This window comes from Devosia sp., from assembly GCF_017307495.1.
Lineage (GTDB): Bacteria > Pseudomonadota > Alphaproteobacteria > Rhizobiales > Devosiaceae > Devosia_A.
Genome location: NZ_JAFKHE010000012.1, coordinates 273,649 through 295,213 on the forward strand (window position 1 = coordinate 273,649; position 21,565 = coordinate 295,213).

Annotated in this window: 26 protein-coding genes and 1 tRNA gene; 16 read left to right on the forward strand and 11 right to left on the reverse strand. The window is 67.1% G+C overall.

Annotated elements, in window-relative coordinates; all coding sequences use genetic code 11:
* Window positions 1–103: 103 nt before the first annotated feature.
* From tpiA to J0I99_RS01875, 6 genes are all read left to right on the forward strand, one after another.
* Window positions 104–859, forward strand: coding sequence for a triose-phosphate isomerase (gene tpiA, locus J0I99_RS01850; protein WP_291395481.1), 756 nt, complete (start codon window positions 104–106; stop codon window positions 857–859).
* 123 nt (window positions 860–982) lie between these two features.
* The gene (gene secG / locus J0I99_RS01855) at window positions 983–1,504 is read left to right on the forward strand and encodes a preprotein translocase subunit SecG (protein WP_291390384.1); all 522 of its coding nucleotides are present in this window, start codon (window positions 983–985) and stop codon (window positions 1,502–1,504) included.
* Window positions 1,505–1,633: 129 nt separating this feature from the next.
* Window positions 1,634–3,262 carry a CTP synthase gene (locus J0I99_RS01860; protein ID WP_291395483.1) on the forward strand — a complete coding sequence of 543 codons (1,629 nt, stop codon included), beginning with the start codon at window positions 1,634–1,636 and terminating at the stop codon, window positions 3,260–3,262.
* Complete coding sequence (locus J0I99_RS01865; RefSeq protein WP_291395485.1) at window positions 3,262–3,759, forward strand: GNAT family N-acetyltransferase; 498 nt, start codon at window positions 3,262–3,264, stop codon at window positions 3,757–3,759. The genes J0I99_RS01860 and J0I99_RS01865 overlap by 1 nt, the downstream gene beginning before the upstream one ends.
* 13 nt (window positions 3,760–3,772) lie before the next feature.
* Window positions 3,773–3,949, forward strand: coding sequence for a DUF4169 family protein (locus J0I99_RS01870; protein ID WP_291395487.1), 177 nt, complete (start codon window positions 3,773–3,775; stop codon window positions 3,947–3,949).
* Window positions 3,950–3,982: 33 nt separating this feature from the next.
* On the forward strand, window positions 3,983–4,462 hold the full coding sequence (locus J0I99_RS01875) for a glutathione peroxidase (RefSeq protein ID WP_291395489.1): 480 nt from the start codon (window positions 3,983–3,985) through the stop codon (window positions 4,460–4,462).
* Between the two features lie 9 nt (window positions 4,463–4,471).
* On the opposite strand, the gene J0I99_RS01880 is transcribed toward J0I99_RS01875, so the two are convergent.
* Together J0I99_RS01880 and J0I99_RS01885 are read right to left on the reverse strand one after the other, a co-directional pair.
* A complete protein-coding gene (locus tag J0I99_RS01880) occupies window positions 4,472–4,639 on the reverse strand; it encodes a hypothetical protein (protein WP_291390375.1) in 168 nt (55 codons plus the stop codon).
* Between the two features lie 235 nt (window positions 4,640–4,874).
* Window positions 4,875–6,053, reverse strand: coding sequence for a hypothetical protein (locus tag J0I99_RS01885; protein WP_291390374.1), 1,179 nt, complete (start codon window positions 6,051–6,053; stop codon window positions 4,875–4,877).
* 197 nt (window positions 6,054–6,250) lie between these two features.
* On the opposite strand from J0I99_RS01885, the gene J0I99_RS01890 reads away from it, so the two are divergent.
* Together J0I99_RS01890 and J0I99_RS01895 are read left to right on the forward strand one after the other, a co-directional pair.
* Window positions 6,251–7,777, forward strand: coding sequence for a DegQ family serine endoprotease (locus J0I99_RS01890; RefSeq protein WP_291395491.1), 1,527 nt, complete (start codon window positions 6,251–6,253; stop codon window positions 7,775–7,777).
* Window positions 7,778–9,088, forward strand: coding sequence for a replication-associated recombination protein A (locus J0I99_RS01895; RefSeq protein ID WP_291395492.1), 1,311 nt, complete (start codon window positions 7,778–7,780; stop codon window positions 9,086–9,088).
* On the opposite strand, the gene J0I99_RS01900 is transcribed toward J0I99_RS01895, so the two are convergent.
* Both J0I99_RS01900 and J0I99_RS01905 read right to left on the reverse strand, forming a co-directional pair.
* Entirely contained in the window at window positions 9,089–9,394 is a 306-nt protein-coding gene (locus J0I99_RS01900; RefSeq protein WP_291390371.1) for a BrnA antitoxin family protein, read from the reverse strand.
* The gene (locus tag J0I99_RS01905) at window positions 9,369–9,650 is read right to left on the reverse strand and encodes a BrnT family toxin (RefSeq protein WP_291390369.1); all 282 of its coding nucleotides are present in this window, start codon (window positions 9,648–9,650) and stop codon (window positions 9,369–9,371) included. The genes J0I99_RS01900 and J0I99_RS01905 overlap by 26 nt, the downstream gene beginning before the upstream one ends.
* Before the next feature lie 59 nt (window positions 9,651–9,709).
* Here J0I99_RS01905 and crcB point away from each other — a divergent pair, with 59 nt between their 5' ends.
* The 4 genes from crcB to J0I99_RS01925 are packed head-to-tail and all read left to right on the forward strand — an operon-like array spanning window position 9,710 to window position 12,557.
* A complete protein-coding gene (gene crcB, locus J0I99_RS01910; protein ID WP_291395795.1) occupies window positions 9,710–10,084 on the forward strand; it encodes a fluoride efflux transporter CrcB in 375 nt (124 codons plus the stop codon).
* Window positions 10,081–11,067, forward strand: coding sequence for an RluA family pseudouridine synthase (locus J0I99_RS01915; RefSeq protein WP_291395494.1), 987 nt, complete (start codon window positions 10,081–10,083; stop codon window positions 11,065–11,067). Before crcB ends, J0I99_RS01915 begins: the two co-directional genes overlap by 4 nt.
* 54 nt (window positions 11,068–11,121) lie before the next feature.
* Window positions 11,122–11,781, forward strand: a complete 660-nt coding sequence (locus tag J0I99_RS01920) for an HAD family hydrolase (protein ID WP_291390367.1) — start codon at window positions 11,122–11,124, stop codon at window positions 11,779–11,781.
* The gene (locus J0I99_RS01925) at window positions 11,781–12,557 is read left to right on the forward strand and encodes an ATP12 family chaperone protein (protein ID WP_291395496.1); all 777 of its coding nucleotides are present in this window, start codon (window positions 11,781–11,783) and stop codon (window positions 12,555–12,557) included. Before J0I99_RS01920 ends, J0I99_RS01925 begins: the two co-directional genes overlap by 1 nt.
* Before the next feature lie 146 nt (window positions 12,558–12,703).
* On the opposite strand, the gene rimO is transcribed toward J0I99_RS01925, so the two are convergent.
* The gene (gene rimO, locus J0I99_RS01930) at window positions 12,704–14,041 is read right to left on the reverse strand and encodes a 30S ribosomal protein S12 methylthiotransferase RimO (RefSeq protein ID WP_291395498.1); all 1,338 of its coding nucleotides are present in this window, start codon (window positions 14,039–14,041) and stop codon (window positions 12,704–12,706) included.
* A 189-nt stretch (window positions 14,042–14,230) separates the two neighbouring features.
* On the opposite strand from rimO, the gene J0I99_RS01935 reads away from it, so the two are divergent.
* The gene (locus J0I99_RS01935) at window positions 14,231–14,659 is read left to right on the forward strand and encodes a DoxX family protein (protein ID WP_291395501.1); all 429 of its coding nucleotides are present in this window, start codon (window positions 14,231–14,233) and stop codon (window positions 14,657–14,659) included.
* Between the two features lie 432 nt (window positions 14,660–15,091).
* Here the strand turns inward: J0I99_RS01935 and J0I99_RS01940 are convergent, their stop codons facing one another.
* Both J0I99_RS01940 and lipB read right to left on the reverse strand, forming a co-directional pair.
* Window positions 15,092–15,550, reverse strand: coding sequence for a DUF4282 domain-containing protein (locus J0I99_RS01940; RefSeq protein ID WP_291395503.1), 459 nt, complete (start codon window positions 15,548–15,550; stop codon window positions 15,092–15,094).
* Window positions 15,551–15,597: 47 nt separating this feature from the next.
* Window positions 15,598–16,290, reverse strand: coding sequence for a lipoyl(octanoyl) transferase LipB (gene lipB / locus J0I99_RS01945; RefSeq protein ID WP_291395797.1), 693 nt, complete (start codon window positions 16,288–16,290; stop codon window positions 15,598–15,600).
* 115 nt (window positions 16,291–16,405) lie between these two features.
* Here lipB and J0I99_RS01950 point away from each other — a divergent pair, with 115 nt between their 5' ends.
* Entirely contained in the window at window positions 16,406–16,639 is a 234-nt protein-coding gene (locus tag J0I99_RS01950; RefSeq protein WP_291394286.1) for a FliM/FliN family flagellar motor switch protein, read from the forward strand.
* Between the two features lie 295 nt (window positions 16,640–16,934).
* Window positions 16,935–17,019, forward strand: a tRNA-Leu gene (locus tag J0I99_RS01955).
* Window positions 17,020–17,141: 122 nt separating this feature from the next.
* Here the strand turns inward: J0I99_RS01955 and J0I99_RS01960 are convergent.
* Window positions 17,142–17,732, reverse strand: coding sequence for an SH3 domain-containing protein (locus J0I99_RS01960; RefSeq protein ID WP_291394285.1), 591 nt, complete (start codon window positions 17,730–17,732; stop codon window positions 17,142–17,144).
* A 276-nt stretch (window positions 17,733–18,008) separates the two neighbouring features.
* Window positions 18,009–20,189 (reverse strand): heavy metal translocating P-type ATPase, encoded by a 2,181-nt coding sequence (locus tag J0I99_RS01965; protein WP_291395505.1) that lies wholly within the window; start codon window positions 20,187–20,189, stop codon window positions 18,009–18,011.
* A gap of 79 nt (window positions 20,190–20,268) precedes the next feature.
* Between J0I99_RS01965 and J0I99_RS01970 the strand changes: the two genes are divergently transcribed.
* On the forward strand, window positions 20,269–20,691 hold the full coding sequence (locus J0I99_RS01970) for a helix-turn-helix domain-containing protein (protein WP_291394283.1): 423 nt from the start codon (window positions 20,269–20,271) through the stop codon (window positions 20,689–20,691).
* 128 nt (window positions 20,692–20,819) lie between these two features.
* Here the strand turns inward: J0I99_RS01970 and J0I99_RS01975 are convergent, their stop codons facing one another.
* Window positions 20,820–21,086 carry a hypothetical protein gene (locus J0I99_RS01975; protein WP_291394282.1) on the reverse strand — a complete coding sequence of 89 codons (267 nt, stop codon included), beginning with the start codon at window positions 21,084–21,086 and terminating at the stop codon, window positions 20,820–20,822.
* Window positions 21,087–21,188: 102 nt separating this feature from the next.
* Window positions 21,189–21,563 (reverse strand): hypothetical protein, encoded by a 375-nt coding sequence (locus J0I99_RS01980; protein ID WP_291395507.1) that lies wholly within the window; start codon window positions 21,561–21,563, stop codon window positions 21,189–21,191.
* Window positions 21,564–21,565 lie beyond the last annotated feature (2 nt).

A 21,565-nucleotide genomic window follows, 5' to 3' on the forward strand; every position in this document is an offset into this window, starting at 1 on the left:
GCGGGCGGCGGATACTAGACAGGGTCGAGTTTGTGCCGCAAGGCACATCAGGAGGCGGGGTTATGGCAATCTCCCGCAATAGGCAAGCACAAGGAGAGTCACGGTGACCGCACCCATTACCCCGCTGATCGCTGGCAACTGGAAGATGAACGGCACCAGCGTCTCGCTGGGTGAGGTCCGGAACCTGGCCGACAGGCTTGCCGCAGGCACCCCGCCGCGCTGTACCATCGTCATCTGCCCGCCCGCGACGCTGCTCGAGCGCCTGAGCGAAATCGCCGGTCCGGCCGGCATCGTCACCGGCGGTCAGGACTGCCACACCGCCACCTCCGGGGCCCATACCGGCGACGTCAGCGCCGCGATGCTCGCCGATGCCGGGGCCCAGTATGTCATCGTCGGACACTCCGAGCGCCGCACCAACCACGCCGAATCCGACGTGACGGTCCGCCTCAAGGCGCTTGCCGCCATGGCCGCCGACCTCATCCCCATCATCTGCGTGGGCGAGACGGAAGCCGAGCGCGATGCCGGCGAGGCTGGCAGCGTCGTCGTCGACCAGATCGCCGCGTCGATTCCCGCCGAGTGGACGGGCAAGGGGATCGTCGTCGCCTACGAGCCGGTCTGGGCCATCGGCACCGGTCGCACGCCCACCTCCGCCGACATCGCGCAGATGCACCTGACCATCCGCCGTGAGCTCGAAACCCGCTTCGGCGAGCGCGGCAGCGCCGTCCGCATCCTCTATGGCGGGTCGATGAAACCCTCCAACGCCGCCGAGATCCTGGCCATCGCCAACGTCAATGGCGGCCTCGTGGGCGGCGCAAGCCTCTTGGCAAACGACTTCCACGCCATTATCTCGGCGGTCTGAAGCACTGGACCTCGTCCAGCCACCGGCGATCCGGCCTGCCGAAAATGGCAGCGCATGACGCTGGCATTTGTGTTGGCGCGCGTGTAGAAGGCGCGCCAAACCGAAATCGAAAGCCTGGGTTCAATGGCCACAGTATTGATCGTCGCCTATCTCATGATCGTGCTCGCGCTGATCGCAGTCATCCTGCTGCAGCGCTCCGAGGGCGGCGGTCTGGGCATGGGCTCAGCCAACTCGACCGGCCTGATCTCGGTGCGCGGCACCGCCAACCTGCTGACCCGCACCACTGCCATCCTCGCGGCGCTGTTCTTCGCCTCGGCCATCGGCCTCACCATCCTCACGGAAATCGATCGCGGCGGCACGAGCACCATCCTCGAGCGCGCTGCCCAGCAGACCGGTACGCAGCCGACCACCGTGCTCGACGCGATCCAGCAGATGCAGAAGCAGACCCAGGGCAGCGACCTGCCGGTCCCGGCCCCCGCCGCTCCGGCTCCGACCGACACCACCGCTCCGGCGGCCCCGGCGGCCGGCACGACTCCTGCGGCCCCGGCTGCCGGCGCAACGACGACGCCGGCGCCGGCCGCGTCGGATCTGCCGGTGCCTGCGGCGCCGGCAACGACCGAGCAACCTGCGGCGCCCGCCAACTGAGGCCGCCGCGACAGCGAACCGGGGAAGGGGATGGCAACATCCCCTTCTTCTTTTTGTGTGGGGGCCCTGCCAGACGTGATCGGCGGCGCCCTTGAGAATCAGAACTTCGACCGGATAGGATAAAGGCCCATGGCTCGGTACGTTTTCATCACCGGTGGCGTGGTCTCCTCCTTGGGCAAGGGTCTTGCCTCCGCGGCTCTTGGCGCGGTGCTGCAGGCGCGCGGCTACAAGGTCCGCCTGAGGAAGCTCGACCCCTATCTCAACGTCGATCCGGGCACGATGTCGCCCACCCAGCACGGCGAAGTGTTCGTCACCGACGACGGGGCCGAAACCGACCTCGACCTCGGCCACTACGAGCGCTTCACCGGCCGCCACGCCAACAAGCGCGACAACATCACCACCGGCCGCATCTATTCCGACATCATCGCCAAGGAGCGCCGCGGCGACTACCTGGGCGCCACCGTCCAGGTCATCCCCCACGTCACCGACGCCATCAAGGACTTCATCCGCGAGGGCAACGAGGATTTCGACTTCGTCCTCGTCGAGGTCGGCGGCACGGTCGGCGACATCGAGGGACTGCCGTTCTTCGAAGCCATCCGCCAGTTCGGCAACGAAGTGCCGCGCGGCCACGCCGTCTACATGCACCTGACGCTGATGCCCTACATTCCGTCGGCCGGCGAGTTGAAGACCAAGCCCACGCAGCACTCGGTTGCCACCCTGCGTTCCATCGGCATCTCCCCCGACTTGCTGCTGGTGCGCTGCGACCGCCCGATCCCGCAGTCGGAGCGCAAGAAGCTGGCGCTGTTCTGCAATGTGCGCGAAAGCGCCGTGATCCAGGGCCTCGACGTCGCCTCGATCTACGACGTGCCGCTCGCCTACCACAGGGAAGGGCTGGACAACGAAGTCCTCGCCGCCTTCGGCATCACCGACGCGCCCGAGCCCGACCTCAGCGCCTGGCAGGACGTCTCGACCCGCCTCCACAACCCCGAGGGCGAGGTCAACATCGCCATCGTCGGCAAGTACACGGGCCTCAAGGACGCCTACAAGTCGCTCTCCGAAGCGCTGGTCCACGGCGGCATCGCCAACCGGGTGAAGGTCAATCTCAACTGGATCGACAGCGAGATTTTCGAGCACGAGGATCCCGCACCCTATCTCGAGCACATCCACGGCATCCTCGTTCCCGGCGGTTTTGGCGAGCGCGGATCAGCGGGCAAGATACAGGCCGCCCGCTTCGCGCGTCTGAAGGACGTGCCGTATTTCGGCATCTGCTTCGGCATGCAGATGGCCTGCATCGAGGCCGCCCGCAACACTGCCGGGATAAAGAACGCCTCGTCCACCGAGTTCGGCCCCACCAAGGAGCCGATCGTCGGCATGATGACCGAGTGGACCAAGGGCAACGAGAAGGAGACGCGCTCGTCCGAGGGCGACCTCGGCGGCACCATGCGCCTCGGTTCCTACCCGGCCCACCTCGCCAAGGGCAGCCGCGTCGCCGACATCTACGGCACCACCCGCATCACCGAGCGGCATCGCCACCGCTACGAAGTGAACATGAACTACCGCAAGGTGCTGGAGGCGAACGGCCTGCTGTTCTCCGGCATCTCGCCCGACGGCAAGCTGCCCGAGATCGTCGAGCGCACCGATCACCCGTGGTTCATCGGCGTGCAGTTCCACCCCGAACTGAAGTCCAAGCCGTTCGAGCCGCACCCGCTCTTCGCCAGCTTCATCGAAGCGGCGCGAGCGCAGAGCCGGCTGGTGTGATGCAACTCCGTACGGCGCGGCTTGTCCTCAGGCGCGCCGTTCCGTCCGATCTTGCCGCGTTTCACGCGATCCTGTCGTCGCCCCGGGCGATGCGCTACTGGTCGACCTTGCCGCACCAGTCGATGGCGGTTACCGAGGCTTGGTTCGAGCAGCAGTTCTTCAGCGGCGATCCGGCCCGCGACGAGTGGGTCATCGCGCAGGACGACAAGGTCGTCGGCAATATCGGCATCTGGAACATGCCAGAGTTCGGCTTCATCCTGCATCCCGACGCTTGGGGCAGGGGGATCGGCACCGAGGCAGCCACGGCCTTTCTTCGCTACGCCTTTGCAACGCACCCGATCGACGGCATCACTGCCGACGTCGATCCGCGCAACGCCGCTTCCCTGGCCCTGCTGCACAAGCTGGGCTTTGTCGAGACAGGCAGGGCCGAACATACCTTCCTTGTCGGCAGCGAATGGTGCGACAGTGTCTATCTGATGCTGCCGCGTGCTGCCTGATCAGGAGTTCCCCATGGCCGACATCCTGTCACTCTCCAGGGCCCGCAAGGCCAAGGCTCGCGCCGACAAGGAGCAGCTCGCTGCCGAGAACCGCGTGAAGTTCGGCCGCACGAAAGCCGAAAAGCAGCGCGACGCGGCCGTGCGCAACCTCTCTGAAAAGCGATTGGACGAGACCAGGCGCGAGGAATAGGGCAGGGTCATTGCCAGTTCAGGAGTCGTTGCTTTGGCCACGCTTTATGATTTCTCCGCCCCCTTGCTCGACGGGACACCGCAACCGCTTTCCGCCTACGCCGACAAGGTCGTGCTGGTCGTCAACGTCGCCAGCAAATGCGGCTTCACCCCGCAGTATGCCGGTCTCGAAAAACTCTACGAGACCTACAGGGACCGCGGCCTCGTCGTCCTCGGCTTCCCCTGCAACCAGTTCGGCGAGCAGGAGCCGGGCACCGAAGCCGAGATCGCCGCCTTCTGCGACCTCAACTACCACGTCACCTTCCCGATGTTCGGCAAGGTCACCGTCAACGGCCGCAACTCGCTGCCGCTCTATAACTGGTTGAAGCGCAAGGCGCCCGGACTGCTCGGCGTCCAGCTGATCCCGTGGAACTTCACCAAGTTCCTCGTCGATCGCACCGGCACGAAAGTCCAGCGCTTCGCCTCCAAGACCGAACCCGCCGAACTCGCAGGTCCGATCGAAAAACTGCTCTAGCGGCGTCGCTCAGTGGTGCGGTGCGGAACTCTTGATCTTGTGCTGCAGGCGCCGCCGCTCGGCCCGCGTCTCGTGCCGCTCCTCGCGGTCGACAACCCGCCCCCGCCAGAACAGAGTCGCGCCCCAAAGCACAAAGCCGATCAGAACGACCGCGCCCAGATAGATCCCCGCATGCATCTGACCCCTCCTCCAAGGGACTGATGTGCTCAATCTAGCGCCGTTCCCGAGAACGCACCACACCCACGGGCTGTCATCCCTGCGGAGGCAGGGATCCAAGCCTCCGCCAGCGCCGGCCGGGAGATGGATCCCGGCGTTCGCCGGGATGACAACGGGTTCGTGGCAAGAGACTGCGCCCCCAAAAACAAAGACCCCCGCTCACGCGGGGGCCTTCGTTGTCTCGTCCTGACAGCCACTACTCCGCCGGCGCCATGTCCTTGCCGGTATAGACTTCGTCGACCCAGTACTGGTCGCGGCGCCAGAAGCCGTTGAATGGCGTCAGCGAGGCCTGGGTGTAGGCGCCCATCAGGCCGAACTCGATCCAGTCGTCCTCGTCCACGTCCGAGGGCAGGGTGAAGATCTGCGGCAGCACGTCATAGCTGTCGCAGGTCGGGCCCCAGATGGTGAAGTCCGAGAACTCGCCATCGTTGTCGTGCAGCCGCGGCCCGCGCCAGACGCGCGTCGGCGGCGTGAAGTGCATGAACTTCACTTCCATCAGCGCGCCGTAGGCGCCGTCGTTGAGATACACCGACTGCCCGCCGCGCTGGTGCTTCACCCGCAGCAGCAGCGAGGTGGACGACGTCACCAGCGCCCGGCCGGGCTCGATGATCAGCTCCGGCTTGTGACCGCCGAAATTGTCTTTCACCGCCTGCGCGATGGTCTCGAAGTAGTAGTCCATCGGCGGCGCTTCGGACGTCGGGTAGGGGGCCGGATAGCCGCCACCGATGTTCAACCGCTTCAGCGTGATCCCCGATTCCTCGGCGATCTTTGCCGCTGCCGCGATGTGGCGCTCGTAGGCGTAGACGTCCTCGCACTGCGAGCCGACGTGGAAGCACAGCGAGGGCGTGTAGCCCATCTGCTCGACCAGCTTGACGATCTCGGCCGCGCCGTCCTGCATCACGCCGAACTTGATGCCGAAGTCATACGACTTCAGGGCCTTGCCGGCCTTGAAGCGCGTCGTAACCTCGATATCGCGGCTCGGCGACACCACGGCAGCCAGCTGGTCCAGTTGCTGCGGATGGTCGATAGTGAACGAGCGGACCCCGAACTCGTTGTAGGCGCGCTCGATCTCGCGCTTGTTCTTGATCGGGTTGTTGTAGTGCATCGCCGCGCCCGGAGCGTAGTCGCGGACGAGCTCCATTTCCATGTTGGAGGCGACGTCGAAGGCCTTGAGCCCTTCCTCGTGCAGCTGCCGGATGATGTGCGGCGACGGATTGCACTTCACCGCATAGGTCAGCAGCCCGTCGAACCCCTTCTTGAACACCTTGACGGACCGATGCAACTCCCTGGAGGAGAACAGGAAGCTCGGAAAATCCGGCTCCTCGGAAGCGATCAGCGCGGAGGTGTTGGCGTAGACCGTGGTCGGCTCAGTCATGGGCGGCTAACCTTTCAGGGGGTCCGGGGGATAACCTCGGTTTGGGTGAAAAACGAGCGCTGCATATAGGGCCAATACCCCCCTGTCGCAACGTCATATTTGGTCGATTGCCAAACGGTAATGCTGGGGCCAAAAAGGCGCCGGATTCAGGGCGTTTGTCGATCTGTCCAACAGTAAACTCAGCGCGGGAAATCACAATGTCCAGCAAGGGTTGGTTCATGGCGCTCGCGGGCGCCGTCGTCGGGGCGGCAGCGGTGATCGGCTACGCCGAGCTTTCGAGTCGCCCCCCGACCGGGGTACCCGCCAGCGCAGCGGTGGCGACCGTGACCGCGCCCGTCCAGACGGCGCAGGCAACGGTCACCGCACCCGCTCCGGCTGAAACCGCCCCCACCAAGGCACCTCCGCCCTCGCGCACGGAGATGCAGATGAGCTTCGCCCCCGTGGTGAAGGCGGTCACGCCCTCCGTGGTCAACGTCTATGCCACCACCATCAGCCAGGGTGCCAGTTCGCCCTTCCTCAACGATCCGTTCTTCCAGCAGTTCTTCGGCAACGGCGGCCCGTTCATGCAGAGCCGCCCGCAGAAGTCGCAGTCGCTGGGCTCGGGCGTCATTGTCGACGGGGCCGGCGTCATCCTCACCAACCACCACGTCATCGATGGCGCCACCGACATCCGCGTCGCTACCAATGACGGGCAGGAATACGCCGTCGACCTCGTCCTCGACGATCCCAAGACCGATCTCGCCGTGCTCCGCGTCAAGGACCCCAAGGGCGCCAGCTTCCCGGCGCTCAGCTTCGCCGATTCCGACCAGCTCGAGGTCGGCGACCTCGTCCTTGCCATCGGCAACCCGTTCGGCGTGGGTCAGACCGTCACCTCCGGGATCGTCTCCGCGCTGGCCCGCACCGGCGTCGAGAGCGACAACTACGAGTTCTTCATCCAGACCGACGCGGCCATCAATCCGGGCAATTCCGGTGGTGCGCTCGTCGATCTGAGCGGCCACCTCGTCGGCATCAACACCGCCATCGTCTCGCGTTCCGGCGGCTCGGTCGGCATCGGCTTCGCCATTCCCGCCAACATGGCCAAGCTCGTTGCCGAAACCGGCATCGCCGGTGGGGCGCTGGTCCGCCCATGGTTCGGCGCCCGCATGCAGGCGGTCACTGCCGATCTTGCCGACAGCCTCGGCCTTGGCCAGGCCCGCGGCGCCCTGATCAGCGAGCTCGCTCCCGGCGGTCCGGCCCAGCAGGACGGCTTCCAGGACGGCGACGTCATCCTGTCGGTCGACGGCTTTGCCATCGAGCAGCCGAGCGCCTTCGATTTCCGCCTCGCCACCAAGCCGGTCGGCGCCACCGCCGACATCAAGTTCTTCCGCGGCGGCAAGACCCAGGACAAGGTAGTCACCCTCGTGGCCCCGCCCGACGGCGGCAAGCCCGTCACCGTCTCGGGTAACACCCGCTTCTCCGGGACCACGGTTGAAACGGTCACCGCCGCCGTCGCTCAGGAACTCGGCCTGCCCTACGACGCCCGCGCCGTCGTGGTGCGCAAGGTCGAGGCCGGCTCGCCCGCCGACGACATGGGATTGCGGGCAGGGGATCTCATCCTCTCCCTGAACGGCCAGAACACCGCGGACGCCGAAACCTTTGGCAAACTCGCCAATGATCGTCCGCGCAGCTGGAGCGTCGTGCTACAGCGGGGCGGTCGCACCATCCGCGCCGAGGTCAGTGGCTGAATGCAATCCCTGTTCGATGATGCCGCGCCGCGCCCGCTCGCCGAGGCGTTGCGGCCGCAGCGCCTCGCCGACGTCATCGGGCAGGATCACCTGCTTGGCCCCAACGGCCCGATCGGCCGCATGGTCGCCGCCGGCCGCGTCTCGTCGTTCATCCTGTGGGGCCCGCCCGGCGTCGGCAAGACAACGATTGCCCGCCTCGTCGCCAAGGAAGTAGGCCTCGATTTCGTGCAGCTCTCGGCCGTCCTCTCGGGCGTCGCCGACCTGCGCAAGGTGATCGCCGACGCCAAGGCGCTGCGGCTCGGGGCCGGACGCCAGACGGTGATGTTCGTCGACGAACTCCACCGCTTCAACCGCAACGTGCAAGACGCGCTGCTGCCGCATGTCGAGGACGGCACGGTCATCCTCATCGGCGCCACTACCGAAAACCCCAGCTTCTCGATGGTCGCCGCGCTGCTGTCGCGCGCCAAGGTCTACACCCTGCGCCGCTTCGAAAAGCCCGACCTCACCATCCTTGCCCAGCGCGCCGAGGAGTTCGTCGGCAAGAAGCTGCCGGTGACCGACGAGGCGCGCGACGCCATGCTCGACATGGCCGACGGCGATGGCCGCTACCTCATCGGCCTCTGCGAGGAGCTGTTCGCGCTCCCCGAAGGCACGCAGCTCGATGTCGCCGGCCTCGCCGAGACCGTGCAGAAGCGCGCTCCGGTCTACGACAAGGGCCAGGAGGAGCACTACAACCTCCTCAGCTGCTTCCATAAATCGCTGCGCGGCTCGGACGTGCAGGCGGCGATGTACTGGGCCCAGCGCATGCTGGTCGGCGGCGAGCATCCCGACACCATCTTCCGCCGTCTCGCCTGCGCCGCCTCGGAAGACGTCGGCATGGCCGACCCGCAGGCCATGGTGCAGGTGATCACCGCCTGGACCGCCTTCGATCGCACCGGCCTGCCCGAGGGCGAGCTTTTCATGGCCCAGGCCATCGCCTACGTCGCGACGGCGCCGAAGTCCAACGCCGCCCATGTCGGCTTCGCCGCCGCCAAGCAACTCGCCATGCAGACCGGCTCGCTCGCCCCGCCCATGCACATCCTCAACGCGCCCACGAAGCTGATGAAGGAACTCGGCTACAACAAGGGCTACCGCTACGATCACGACTGGCCCGATGCCTTCTCCGGCCAGGAATTCTTCCCCGACGAACTCGCCGCCCACCGTCCCGAATTCTACAAGCCGAACGAACGCGGCTTCGAACGCGAAGTGATCAAGCGGCTGGATTTCTGGGCAAGCCGGCGGGAACAGAGGAAGGAAGATGAGCGCGAGTAGCTAAAGGCCTACCGCCTTTCGAAGGATGGCATTCGCGCGTTCCCGCCAATCCTTGCCCTCGCTCTGCAGCTTCTTGGCTACATCGGGATCGAGCACGACAACGTCGGTGACCTTCGGGTCGCCGACGACTGTGATTCCCCTCTCTCGAATGCTCTTTGCCAGCTCCGGGAACACCTGGGGGAAAGGCTTGGCATTGCGGAAATCCTCCGCCGTCCATTCAGGGTTGTCCGGGTCTTCGGCAATGCCGCGTTGAATCCGGGCCTCCTCCTCGTCCGTGAGCTCAGGAACCCTCTTGTGCTTCTGCATATTCCCGCCTTTCCGCGCGACTGGCCCGCCGCAGGCTAGTCAAAGACAGTGCCTCCGCACCGAGTCCGGAGAATACTGCCGCGACGAGATCGGCATCAAGAACGCCGATTGCAGGAAATCGGCGATGACCGTGCTCACTGGAATAGGACGGACGCAGAACAGCGCTTCTCCACTCGAACCGCTTGATGGCGACAAAATCCCACCCATGTCTTTGAAGGTTGCGCTGACGCTTCTCGTCGTCCCATTCGATATGCATGACAGCCCCCGTGACGACACTGGCATTGGCGCGTGCACTTGTCTATTGAACCCCCCATGATCCCATATCTCCTCGTCGGCATAGGCGGCGCGCTCGGCGCGATGTTCCGTTACGGTGCACAGGTCGCCATCGGCAGCCTGCCGAACGGCTTTCCCGTCTCGACCTTCCTCATCAACATCGTCGGCTCCGTCGCCATGGGCGTGCTCGTCGGCGTCCTCGCCAGGACCACGCCGCAGTATCAGAACGAGATCCGGCTGTTCGTCGCGGTCGGCATTTTCGGCGGCTTCACCACCTTCTCGAGCTTCTCGCTGGACGCCATCACCCTGATCGAGCGCGGCGACATCCTGCTTGCCGGTGTCTATGTCGTCGGCTCGGTACTCCTCGCCATCGCCGGCCTGTGGATGGGCCTGCTTGCCGTGCGGGTGGCGCTATGAGCGGCGTGCGCCAGCAGGTCGTCGCCCGCGACGAGGACGGCATGCGGCTCGACCGCTGGTTCCAGACGCATTTCCCGCATCTGACCTTCGGCCACCTGCAGAAGCTGCTGCGCTCCGGCCAGGTGCGCGTCGATTCCGGCCGCGTGAAGACCAGCACCCGCCTCGTCGCCGGCCAGGTTGTGCGCGTCCCGCCGATCGAGGCAGCGCCCGAAAAGCCCGAGGGCGCCGTCAATTCCAAGGACGCGGAGTTCCTGCGCTCCATCATCCTCTACGAGGACGACGACCTGTACGTGTTCAACAAGCCCCACGGCCTCGCGTCGCAGGGCGGTAGCGGCACGAAGCGCCATATGGATGGGTTGCTCAAGAGCCTGCCGAACAAGAAGGGCGAGGCCCCGCGCCTCGTCCACCGGCTCGACCGCGACACTTCGGGCTGCCTCGTCGTCGCCAAGACCAAGGCCGCCGCGACGCACTTCGGCACGGTCTTTTCCTCCCGTCAGGCGCGCAAGATCTACTGGGCCGTGGTGTGGGGCAATCCGCACCCCAAGCAGGGCTCGATCTCCTGCTTCCTCGCCAAGCAGGCGACCACCGACGGCGAACAGATGGTGGTCGTCCCGCAGGGCACGCCCGGCGCCCAGCATTCGATGAGCTACTACTCCACCACCGACACGGCCGCCCGCCGCTTCGCCTGGGTCACGCTCAAACCGGTCACCGGCCGCACCCACCAGCTGCGCGTCCACATGGCCCAGCTCGGCAACCCGATCATGGGCGACCCGCGCTACTTCAACATCGAGAACTGGGAAGCGCCGGAGGAGATCTCGAAGGGCCTGCACCTGCACGCCCGGCGCATCCGGCTGCCGCTCCGCAACGGCCAGTACCTGGACGTCTCTGCCCCGCTCCCGCCGCACATGCAGGCCACCTTCGACGTGCTCGGCTTCGACGCCGATCGTTACGACGTCCAGGACACCGACCCCGAGGACGCGTGATTGCGTGACATGCCCGACCGATTGTGGTTCTGAACGGGCCTCAAGGAGTACCCCATGCGGCTCGTCGTCTTTGACCTCGATGGCACCCTCATCGACTCGGTCGCCCTGATCGTCGAAACGGTCACCGAAGCCTTCACCGCCGTCGGACAGACGGTTCCGACCGAACAGCAGATTCGCGCCATCTCCGGCATCACCGCCCGCGAGGCCATGGGCATCCTCGCCCCAGGCAGCGACGCCGAGCGGGTGGAGACCATCCTGCAGTCCTACCGCAGCCACTACCAGGCGCGCGCCGGCGTCTCGCGCGAGCCGCTTTTTGCCGGCGCCCTCGCTGCCCTCGACCGCCTGCAGGCGCAGCCCGAGACCGTGCTCGCCGTCGCGACCGGCAAGGGCTATCGCGGCGCCGTCACCCTGCTCGAGCGGCACGCCATCATCGATCGCTTCCAATCCATCCAGACCCCCGACCACAATCGCGGCAAGCCCGATCCGCAGATGATCGAAACCGCCATGGAGAAGGCAGGCATCGGCCGCGAGGCCACCGTGATGATCGGCGACACCGTGCACGACATGAAGATGGCGCGCTCCGCCGGCGTGAAAGCGCTCGGCGTCGCCTGGGGCTACCACGAGATCGCCGAACTCACCGACGCCGGTGCCCACCTCGTCATCGAGCGCTTCGACGACCTCGACGGGGCGATCGACCAGTTGCTGGAGGCATGATGCGCGAGTTCCTCGAAGATGCGGAAAGCCATCGCGACGACGGCTACGGCCGGGCCCAGCACCTGAACAAGGTTGAGCTGCCCAAACGCTTCTACAAGGCCGTCGGCGTCGGCTCCGCCGCCGGCGGCTTCGCCGTCACCCTCGACGGCAAGACCCCGCGCACCCCCGCCCAGAAGCCGGTCGTCGTCCCGCACCAGGCGCTGGCCGAAGTGATGGCCGAGGAATGGGCGGTGCAAGGCGAGTTCATCGACCCCAGGACCATGCCGGTCGTCCGCCTCGTCAACTCCGCCATCGAGGCGGGCGAGGAGCGTCACGAGGCCCTGCGCGCCGAGATCGTCAAGTATGCCGGCAATGACCTGCTGCTCTACCGCGCCGATCACCCGCGCGAACTGGTCGCCGAGCAGGAGCGCGTCTGGGACGCCGCCCTCGTTACGCTGGCCCGCCATTTCGAGGTCGCCTTCCAGCCGACCATCGGTATCCTGCACCAGCCGCAACCGGCGCCGACCCTGGAGCGTCTCGCCGCTTCGCTGTCCGACACCACGCTGTTCGAGGCGGTGACGCTCAACTCCCTCACCGGCCTCACCGGCTCGGGCCTCCTCGCCATCGCGCTGCGCGAAAGGCTCCTCGATGCCGAAGCGGTATGGACTGCCGCCCATGTCGACGAGGACCACAACATCCGCCTCTGGGGCGAAGTTCACGAGGCCACCGAGCGCCGCGAAAAGCGCCGCATGGAGTTTGATGCCGCAGTGAAGGTGCTGGAGATCGTTCGCGGGTAACTGTCGCTGCCGCCATCCACCGGGTCATCCCCGCGAAAGCGGGGATCTCGGTTTGTCCCACGCACCGCGAACAGACATTCCCGCTTTCGCGGGAACGACTCCGTGGAAGAACGGGAACAGCTGAGCTCGCCAGCGCTTCCGCGCTGCTACGCCGCCGCGACTTTCGCGGCCGGCACGCCGAACAGGTCGTATTCGTCGGAATCCGTCACCGTCACCGACACCATGTCGCCCGGCTTGATGCCGTCGGCTTCGTGGATGATCACCGAGCCGTCGATCTCCGGCGCGTCCCACTGGCTGCGCCCGACCGCGCGACCCATCTCGGGCTGCACGTCGTCGACGAGCACGTCGATGGTCCGGCCGACCTTCTTCGACAGAACGTGCGCCGAAATGTCCTGCGCCACTTCCATCAGCCGCTCGTAGCGTTCCCGCTTCAGCTCATCGGGGACGATACCCTCGATGTCGTTGGCGGGGGCGCCGGTCACCGGCTCGTACTCGAAGCAGCCGATCCGGTCGATCTCCGCTTCCTCGAGCCAGTCGAGCAGGAACTCGAAATCCTCCTCGGTCTCGCCCGGGAAGCCGACGATGAAGTTGGAGCGGATGGCGAGGTCCGGCGCCATGCCGCGCCAGGCCTTGATCCGGTCGAGCGTCTTCACCTGGTTGGCCGGACGGCGCATCGCCTTCAGCACCTGCGGCGCGGCGTGCTGGAACGGAATGTCGAGATAGGGCAGGATCTTGCCCTCGGCCATCAGCGGAATGACGCTGTCGACATGCGGGTAGGGGTAGACGTAGTGGAGCCGGGTCCACACGTCCATCTGCCCCAGTTCCTCGGCCAACGTCTGGAACCGTGCTTCGATGTCACGGCCGCGGAACTTGCTCGAGGCATACTTGATGTCGAGGCCATAGGCCGAGGTATCCTGCGAGATCACCATGATCTCCTTGACCCCGGTCGCCACCAGCCGTTCCGCCTCGTACAGCACCGAGGCGATCGGACGGGACACCAGGTCGCCACGGATTTGCGGGATGATGCAGAAGGTGCAGCGGTTGTTGCAGCCCTCGGAAATCTTCATGTAGGCGTAGTGCCGCGGCGTCAGCTTCAGCCCGGCCTCCGGCACGAGGTCGACGAACTTGTTCGGCACCGGCGGCAGGTGCGTGTTCACCGCATTGACCACGTCCTCGTACTGGTGCGGCCCGGTGACGGCGAGCACGCTCGGATGCGTCTGGCGGATCATCTCCTCCTCGACGCCCAGGCACCCGGTGACGATGACGCGGCCATTGGCGCCAACCGCCTCGCCGATCGCCTCGAGGCTCTCCTTCTTGGCGCTGTCGAGGAAGCCGCAGGTGTTCACCAGCACGATGTCCGCGCCTTCATAGTCGCGCGAGAAGGCATAGCCCTGCGACCGGAGGGTCGTCATGATGCGTTCGGAGTCGACGAGAGCCTTGGGGCAGCCGAGGCTGACCAGGCCGATCTTTGGAGCTTGTGTCATTGGCGCGTGCCTATGCGCCAAACGCGCGCAAAAAGCAATCATCGGTGCCTTGCGATACAGGCACACCAGCCCTGATCACGCCCGATCACGAGCGCGTCAGCTCGCCGGGCTATCGGTTGACCCGAATCCTGAGACTGAGGCTCTAGTTTGCCGGCGCCCACTCTCGAGGCGCCAGCAGGAAAACCACGAATGACTCCAGATACGCTCAACAAATATCAGCCGCAGGCGCTCGCCGTTCTGCGCGTCGTCACCGCGCTTGCCTTCATGGCGCACGGGACGCAGAAGATGTTCGGTTTCCCGGCCTCGCAGATGGGCGGCGGCTTCGAGCTGTTCTCGCTGATGGGCCTCGCGGCCGTGCTCGAGGTCTTCGGCGGCCTCGCCATCCTGCTCGGCGTGTTCACCCGCCCGGTCGCCTTCGTCCTCGCCGGGCAGATGGCGTACGCCTTCTGGTTCGTGCACGTCCCGATGATGGGGCAGGGCAACATCATCCCGGCCGCCAATGGCGGCGATGGCGCCGCGCTCTTCTGCTTCGTCTTCCTCTATCTCGTCTTCGCCGGCCCCGGTGCCTTCAGCCTCGACGAAGCCCTGAAGACGCGCCGCAGTCTGGCTGCCGCGTAGGTTCGCCTCCCTCCCCCTTGAGGGGAGGGACAGAGGGAGGGGGTGGCGCGGTGATCACCGATGGCCCCCCAACCCCTCCCTCAGGGGGGAGGGGAGCCAACAAAAAAGGCCGCTCCCAGGCGGCCTTTCCAGATAGGACCGATCCTTCGCCTCCCTCCCCCTTGAGGGGAGGGACCGAGGGAGGGGGTGGCGCGGTGATCACCGATGGACCCCCACCCCCGACCCCTCCCTTCAGGGGGGAGGGGGGCCAACAAAAGGGGTCGCCCCCAGGGCGGCCTCTCCCCGTAGGACCGACCCTTCGGCTCCCTCCCCTTGAGGGGACGGACAAAGGGAGGGGGTGGCGCGGTGATCACCGATGGACCCCCACCCCCTCCCCTCAGGGGGGAGGGGCGCCAACAAAAAAGGCCGCTCCCAGGCGGCCTTTCCCTTTCTTCAGATATCCGGCTTGGCCGGCGGCGACCGCCGCGCTGTCCGGCGCGGCGCGGGCCTCGGGGGCACGTCGTCCGTCGCCTCGCCATCCTCGTAGTGATCCTCGTCCTCGGCGATATCGTGGATGGCGTCCTTCACTTCGTCGAGCAGCGACGCCGGCACGCGGCTGAGGCTCACCGCCCGTGTCGTGCTCTCGTTGGCCTTGAAGAACACCAGCAGCACCTCGCACAGCACCCGCAGCAACAGCAGGAACAGCGCGCCGTACACCGCGATCTCGAGGATGCCCCACAGCCCGTCCCCGAAATTGCGCCCGAAGCTGGCGAACAGGTGTCCCACCGACCACAGCAGCAGCGCCGCCAGCCCGGTCGCATAGAGCACCGGCACCAGCCGCGGCGACAGGATCGTCTCCAGCCGGAACAGCGTGGGCGAGAGGAAGATTTTCTTGAGATCGTCCAGCGTCATGGCCTTACCCCCCAGAACGGAATCGGTCGAAGCAGAAAATGCTTGGCCTAGGCGGCGGTTACAAGTGCTTCCGACGCAGGACTGGCCGTCGCGCCGAACCGGCGCTCGAACGCCGCGCGCAGCGCCGAATCCACTTCCGCCATCGATACCAAATGCCCCAGATCCTCGAAACTCGTCACGCCCTGGTCGATGATCCCGCACGGCACGATGCCGTCGAAATGGCTCAGCGTCGGCATGACGTTGATCGCGATGCCGTGGAACGTCACCCACCGGCTCACACGCACCCCGATCGCCGCGATCTTGTCCTCGCGCCCAGGCCCCTTGTCCGGCCGCGCCACCCACACCCCGATCCTGCCCTCGCGCCGCTCGCCCTTGATGTTGAACGCCGCCAGCGTGTCGATGATCAGCCCTTCGAGCCCCTGCACGAGGCAGCGCACGTCGCGCCCGCGCTGGCGCAGGTCGAGCATGAAGTAGACCACGCGCTGTCCGGGCCCGTGGTAGGTGTACTGCCCGCCGCGCCCGGCGTCGTAGACGGGGAAGCGGTTGGGCGCCAGAAGGTCCGCCGGCGAGGCGGATGTCCCGGCCGTGTAGAGCGGCGGATGCTCGACCAGCCACACCTGCTCGCCCGCGGTGCCCTCCGCAATCGCTGCTGCGCGCGCCCGCATCGCGGCGAGTGCCTCGGGGTAGGGGGTCAGCCCGTCGGCGATCGTCCAGTCCACCGGCACCCCATCGGCGCGCATCAGCTTGGTGCCGGTGTCGCAGATTGGCTCACTCGTTAACGCTTCGGTAAGCAACGCCATCCAATGCTCATTCCGTGGGTCCGGCGATTCAGCCGGACGGTCGTCCGTGGTATGTATGAACACTCTAGACACTATTGAAGTCGATATCACGGTGGAACTGGGCGCCGCCGTCATGCCGGTGCACCACCTGCTGCGCATGGGCCGTGGCGCCGTGATCGAACTCGACACCACCGAGAACGACCCGCTCCGCGTCTACGCCAACAACACCCTCATCGCCCGCGGCGAAGTGAAGGTCGACGACGGGCGGCTGAGCGTCGAACTCACCGAAAAGGTCCGCCGCCCGGCGTGACGTCCCCTTCTCCCCTTGAGGGAGGGGGTGGCCGCGCCGCAGCAGGGTGAGGGGCCGAGCTGCCGAAAGGCTGCGGCAGCTCACCGGGTCATCCCCGCGAAAGCGGGGACCTCTGTTTGCCGCGCGCCCGGCCCATCCACCGCACCCGAAACGCCGCCGTTCGGTCCTTAAGAGCCCATCACGGACATCGCTCCGACGCCTGTGGCAAAAGCGGAATTAATCGCTTGCGCCATCCGGCGCGCGTTGCTACACGCTGCCTCGCTTCGCCGTAAGGCGGTGCTTCTACCACTGGCGTGCGGTCGTGGCGGAATTGGTAGACGCGCAGCGTTGAGGTCGCTGTGCCGCAAGGCGTGGAAGTTCGAGTCTTCTCGACCGCACCAGGGTTCCCCGGAACGCTGCAGTCCAACACAAACGGCTCCCCTCGGGGAGCCGTTGTTGTTTGGGCGCTCGGCTGCTTGAGGCACGGGCGGCGGCCGGGGATCAGCCCCGGCCGCCGCAAGCCTTAGTTCAGCTTGTCGAGGTAGTTGCAGGTATCGATGGTCTGCCGGTCGGTGCCGTAGTCGAAGATGCCGCGCCGGTCGCCGGGCCGGTCAAGCCTCTCGGCCTCGCTGCGCGGCAGGACGCGCGCGCTTTCCACATTGGCATCGGCGCCGCCCGCCACGTCCTCCGCGTGGAAGAAGGTCACCAGGCACACCAGTTCCTCATGGGGTGCGGGACCAGGACCGGGGCCAGGACGGCCCGGACCCTCGTGCGGGAAACCGGGGAAGCCGCCACCAATGATGATGCTGAAGCTGATGTTCGGCCGAACGCGGCGACCACCGAGGTAGTCGTCGTTGACACCGTTCGAGACGAGGTAGCGGGCCGAGACCCAGCCATCCGGACCCGGATGCGTGATGTAGCACCAGCCGTTCGAGCTGCAGCGGCGGACATTGACGTCCTCGCCCCGGAACAGCTGGTCGACGACGCGGTAGCTCGTGCCCGGACCAGAGCGGACGTTGACCGACGCCCGTGCCTCGGCCGCACTTGCGGCGGACGGGACCGCCATCAGGCCGGCCAGGAGCGCCAGCGTAGAGAGCAACAGGGGAGTCTTCATTGTTGTTTCCTTTCCATATGCTCAACCGAACCTCGCCTTGCGGGCCAGGGCGCCTCCGCTGCTTGGGGCGGAGGAACTGATGACAAACCCGGCCGGCGCGGCCGTCAGGCCACATTAACGCGACGCCGCCCGCAGACGGTCGCCAGCGTTCCAGATCACAACTCGCAGGGACGGCCTTTGGTTGCGGAAGGCCTGGGATCCCGGGGTATCCCGGTCCGGTCCGCTTCCACATGGCACGCAGCATCACCGGGCTACGGCGCGGCGGCCAGGTAGTCCCTACCGCCCCTTCCAACCCAGCAACCGCATCGCGTTGAGCGTCACCAGCACCGTGGCGCCCGTGTCGGCAAGGATCGCCGGCCACAGCCCCGTCACGCCGATGATGGTCGTGAGGAGGAACACCGCCTTCAGCCCCAGCGCCACGGTGATGTTCTGCCAGATGTTGCCCATCGTCGCCCGGGACAGCGCGATCAGGTTGCCGATATCGGCGACGCGGCCATGCAGGATCGCGGCGTCGGCGGTCTCCAGGGCCACGTCGGTGCCGCCGCCCATGGCGATCCCGACATCGGCCGCCGCGAGGGCAGGGGCGTCGTTGATGCCGTCGCCGACCTTGGCGACCCGGCGCCCCTCGGCCTGCAGCTCGCGCACGATCCGCTGCTTGTCCTCGGGCAGCAGGCCGGCCCGCACCGCGATCCCCAGATCGGCGCCGATCGCCCCGGCGGTGCGGGCATTGTCGCCCGTCAGCATCACGGTGCGGACACCCGCGGCCCTGAGCTGGTCGAGCCCGGCCCTTGCGTCGGCGCGGGCTTCGTCGCGGACCGCCAGCAGCCCGGCCAGCGCGCCATCTACCACCAGCACCGACACGGTCTTGCCGGCATCGTTCAGCGCGCCGATCTGCCTTCGCTGCGCGTCCGCCAGCGCTGCCCGTCCCTCAGCCGCCGCAGTCGACAGCAGCAGCACGTCCGCGCCGCCCACGCGCCCGCTGACGCCCTTGCCGTTGATTGCCCTAGCTCCCGCCGCTGGCGGCACCGGGACGTTGTCCGCCTTGGCGCGTGCCAGGATGGCCACGGCGAGCGGGTGGCTCGAGCCCGCCTCGAGCGCCGCCGCCAGCGACAGCACCTGCGCCTCCGACCGGCCGAACGCGACGATATCGGTCACCACCGGCTTGCCCTCGGTCAGCGTGCCGGTCTTGTCGAGCGCCACCGTATCGATGGAGCGCAACCCTTCGAGCACCGCGCCGCCTTTCATCAGCAGCCCGCGCCGCGCCCCGGCCGACAGTCCCGCCGCGATCGCCGCCGGCGTCGAGATGACCAGGGCGCACGGGCACCCGATCAGCAGGATCGCCAGCCCCTTGTAGATCCATTCGCTCCATGGCTGCCCGAACAGCAGCGGCGGCACCACCGCCACCAGCGCGCCCACCAGCAGCACGCCGGGCGTGTAGTAGCGCGAGAACCGGTCGATGAAGCGCTCGGTCGGCGCCTTGCGCTCCTGCGCTTCCTCGACCAGCCGGATCACCCGCGCGATCGTGTTGTCAGCCGCCGCGGCGGTCACCCGCACGCGCAGCACCGCGTCGGCGTTGATCGTGCCGGCGAACACGCTGTCGCCGGGCCCTTTGGGCCTGGGCACGCTCTCGCCCGTCACCGGCGCCTCGTTGACCTCGGAGTGGCCGTCGACGATCACTCCGTCTGCCGCGATCCGGTCCCCCGGTCGCACCACGATCGTCACACCGACCGGCAACGCCGCCGCCGGCACCTCGACCTGCGTTCCGTCCCGCTCGACCAGGGCCAGCTTCGGCACCAGGGCGGCCAGCCCCTTGATGCTGGCCCGCGCCCGCCCGGCCGCGACGCCCTCCAGCAGCTCGCCGACGAGGAACAGCAGCACGACTGTCGCCGCCTCCTCCGTCGCGCCGATGAACACTGCGCCGAGCGCCGCGATGGTCATCAGCGTCTCGATGGTGAAGGGCATGCCGCGCACCGCCGCTGCGGCGGCCCGCTGCGCCACCGGCACGAGCCCGACCGCCATCGCCACGACGAAGGCCCACTGCGCGAAGGCTGGCACCGCCACGCCGACGAGATAGGCCGCGACCAGGGCTGCGCCGCAGGCGAATGTCAGCCCGGCCTTGCGCGTCCTCCACCACGGCCCGTCGAGCGCTGCGCCGTGCGCCTCGCCGTCGCCATGACCGTGGTCGTGCCCGTCGTCACCGCGTTCGTGCGCGTGTTCCCCTCCTGCGGGCGTCGCACCGGCCGGCGCGATCGAATAGCCCAGCGCCTTCACTTCGCGCTCGATCGTGCCCGAGGCGATCGGCGCCGCCGGCGTCACCGTCAACGTACCGTTGGCCAGCGACACGCCGACCTCCGCTACGTTCGGCAACCGCCGCACCGCGCCCTCGATCTTGCTCACGCAGGCGGCGCAATCCATTCCGCCGACACGGAATTTCAGCTTCTCGGCAGCATTGGACACGGCATTGTTCCTTGGCATTCAGATCCAGTCCGCCTACATCTAGGACCTCTAGCCACTAGAGGATCAAGAGGCGCAACGCATGAATCTGCCCATCGGCGAACTGTCCCGCCTGACCGGCGTGAAGGTGCCCACCATCCGCTTCTACGAGCAGATCGGCCTGATCGATCAGCCCCCGCGCACCGAGGGCAACCAGCGCCGCTACGGCACGGACGAAGTCCGTCGCCTCAACTTCATTCGCCATGCCCGGGAACTCGGCTTCGAGGTCGATGACATCCGCGAGCTGCTCGACATGTCCGGAAAGCCGCAGGCGTCGTGCCACCAGGCCGACAGCATCGCGCGCAATCACCTCGCCGAGATCGACCGCCGCATCGCCAGCCTCACCGTGCTGCGCGGTGAGCTTTCGCGCATGGTCGATGAATGCCACCACGGCCGCATCTGCGACTGCCGCATCATCGAGGTGCTGGCCGACCACAGCCAGTGCGTCGCCGACCACGTGCACTGAGCACTCGCTCGCTCTTGGAGCGGTTCGTCCCTCTCACCGGGTCATCCCCGCGAAAGCGGGGATCTCCGTTTGGCCGCGAGCACCACACACAGCGGTTCCCGCTGTCGCGGGAATGACGCCGGGTTGCCCTACTCGGACTTCCCGCGCTTGGCCGCATAGCCCAGCAACAGCCCGCCGAGGGCGCCCAGCACCAGGCCGGCCACTACCCCCACCAGCCCGGGCATCATCGCCCCGACCAGCCGCGCCGGGAAAGGCTGGTCCGCCGGCGCCGGCATCATCAGCGTCCCGATCGGCATCAGCACCAGTGCCAGCACGCCGAACACGATCAGCATGATGGCGCCGAACAGCAGCTTGCCGCCGACATTGGTCGCAAATCCTTCGTGTGGCTCCGGCATCCGACCCGCCCCCTCAAGCGTATCGTCACTGGCGGCCAAAGTACCGCCGATGCCTGACCCTGTCAGGTCCCCGCCGCCAATTCAACCGACCGGCGCCTCGGGTCAGAGCACTTCGGCGAGGTGGAAGTTTCGCGCCACCGCATGATCGCGGAGCCCGAAGGCCGGGAGCTTGCCAGGCACCAGCGCATCGGCCACCGCCGCCGTATCGGCCACTTCGGTCGCGTCCACCACCACCCGCACGAACGGCTCCACCATGCCGCGCCCGAGCTTTTCCTGCAGCTCGAACAGCAGCACCCGCACATTGCCCCGCGACTCGCACGCGACGCACTCCGTCCCCGGCGCATGCGCGTGCAGCGGCGCGTCGAGCTTGACCACCGCCGTATCCCGCCCGCCGAAGCGGCCCAGCACCGCCTTGTCGGTCACCACCGTCACCGGCACCGACCGCTCGCGGCGCGCATAGGGGGCAGGGGAGGTCATGA

Excerpts from the sequence above, each read along its gene's own strand:
- J0I99_RS01905 (WP_291390369.1), bottom strand. The coding sequence starts at position 9,650 with ATGCATATCGAATGGGACGACGAGAAGCGTCAGCGCAACCTTCAAAGA.
- J0I99_RS01900 (WP_291390371.1), bottom strand. The coding sequence starts at position 9,394 with ATGCAGAAGCACAAGAGGGTTCCTGAGCTCACGGACGAGGAGGAGGCC.
- J0I99_RS01980 (WP_291395507.1), bottom strand. The coding sequence starts at position 21,563 with ATGACCTCCCCTGCCCCCTATGCGCGCCGCGAGCGGTCGGTGCCGGTG.
- J0I99_RS01935 (WP_291395501.1), top strand. The coding sequence starts at position 14,231 with ATGACTCCAGATACGCTCAACAAATATCAGCCGCAGGCGCTCGCCGTT.
- J0I99_RS01940 (WP_291395503.1), bottom strand. The coding sequence starts at position 15,550 with ATGACGCTGGACGATCTCAAGAAAATCTTCCTCTCGCCCACGCTGTTC.
- J0I99_RS01950 (WP_291394286.1), top strand. The coding sequence starts at position 16,406 with ATGAACACTCTAGACACTATTGAAGTCGATATCACGGTGGAACTGGGC.
- secG (WP_291390384.1), top strand. The coding sequence starts at position 983 with ATGGCCACAGTATTGATCGTCGCCTATCTCATGATCGTGCTCGCGCTG.
- J0I99_RS01885 (WP_291390374.1), bottom strand. The coding sequence starts at position 6,053 with ATGACTGAGCCGACCACGGTCTACGCCAACACCTCCGCGCTGATCGCT.
- J0I99_RS01895 (WP_291395492.1), top strand. The coding sequence starts at position 7,778 with ATGCAATCCCTGTTCGATGATGCCGCGCCGCGCCCGCTCGCCGAGGCG.
- J0I99_RS01925 (WP_291395496.1), top strand. The coding sequence starts at position 11,781 with ATGCGCGAGTTCCTCGAAGATGCGGAAAGCCATCGCGACGACGGCTAC.
- J0I99_RS01960 (WP_291394285.1), bottom strand. The coding sequence starts at position 17,732 with ATGAAGACTCCCCTGTTGCTCTCTACGCTGGCGCTCCTGGCCGGCCTG.
- J0I99_RS01860 (WP_291395483.1), top strand. The coding sequence starts at position 1,634 with ATGGCTCGGTACGTTTTCATCACCGGTGGCGTGGTCTCCTCCTTGGGC.
- rimO (WP_291395498.1), bottom strand. The coding sequence starts at position 14,041 with ATGACACAAGCTCCAAAGATCGGCCTGGTCAGCCTCGGCTGCCCCAAG.
- J0I99_RS01915 (WP_291395494.1), top strand. The coding sequence starts at position 10,081 with ATGAGCGGCGTGCGCCAGCAGGTCGTCGCCCGCGACGAGGACGGCATG.
- J0I99_RS01890 (WP_291395491.1), top strand. The coding sequence starts at position 6,251 with ATGTCCAGCAAGGGTTGGTTCATGGCGCTCGCGGGCGCCGTCGTCGGG.
- J0I99_RS01870 (WP_291395487.1), top strand. The coding sequence starts at position 3,773 with ATGGCCGACATCCTGTCACTCTCCAGGGCCCGCAAGGCCAAGGCTCGC.
- J0I99_RS01975 (WP_291394282.1), bottom strand. The coding sequence starts at position 21,086 with ATGCCGGAGCCACACGAAGGATTTGCGACCAATGTCGGCGGCAAGCTG.
- J0I99_RS01880 (WP_291390375.1), bottom strand. The coding sequence starts at position 4,639 with ATGCATGCGGGGATCTATCTGGGCGCGGTCGTTCTGATCGGCTTTGTG.
- J0I99_RS01865 (WP_291395485.1), top strand. The coding sequence starts at position 3,262 with ATGCAACTCCGTACGGCGCGGCTTGTCCTCAGGCGCGCCGTTCCGTCC.
- J0I99_RS01970 (WP_291394283.1), top strand. The coding sequence starts at position 20,269 with ATGAATCTGCCCATCGGCGAACTGTCCCGCCTGACCGGCGTGAAGGTG.
- J0I99_RS01920 (WP_291390367.1), top strand. The coding sequence starts at position 11,122 with ATGCGGCTCGTCGTCTTTGACCTCGATGGCACCCTCATCGACTCGGTC.
- lipB (WP_291395797.1), bottom strand. The coding sequence starts at position 16,290 with ATGCGCGCCGATGGGGTGCCGGTGGACTGGACGATCGCCGACGGGCTG.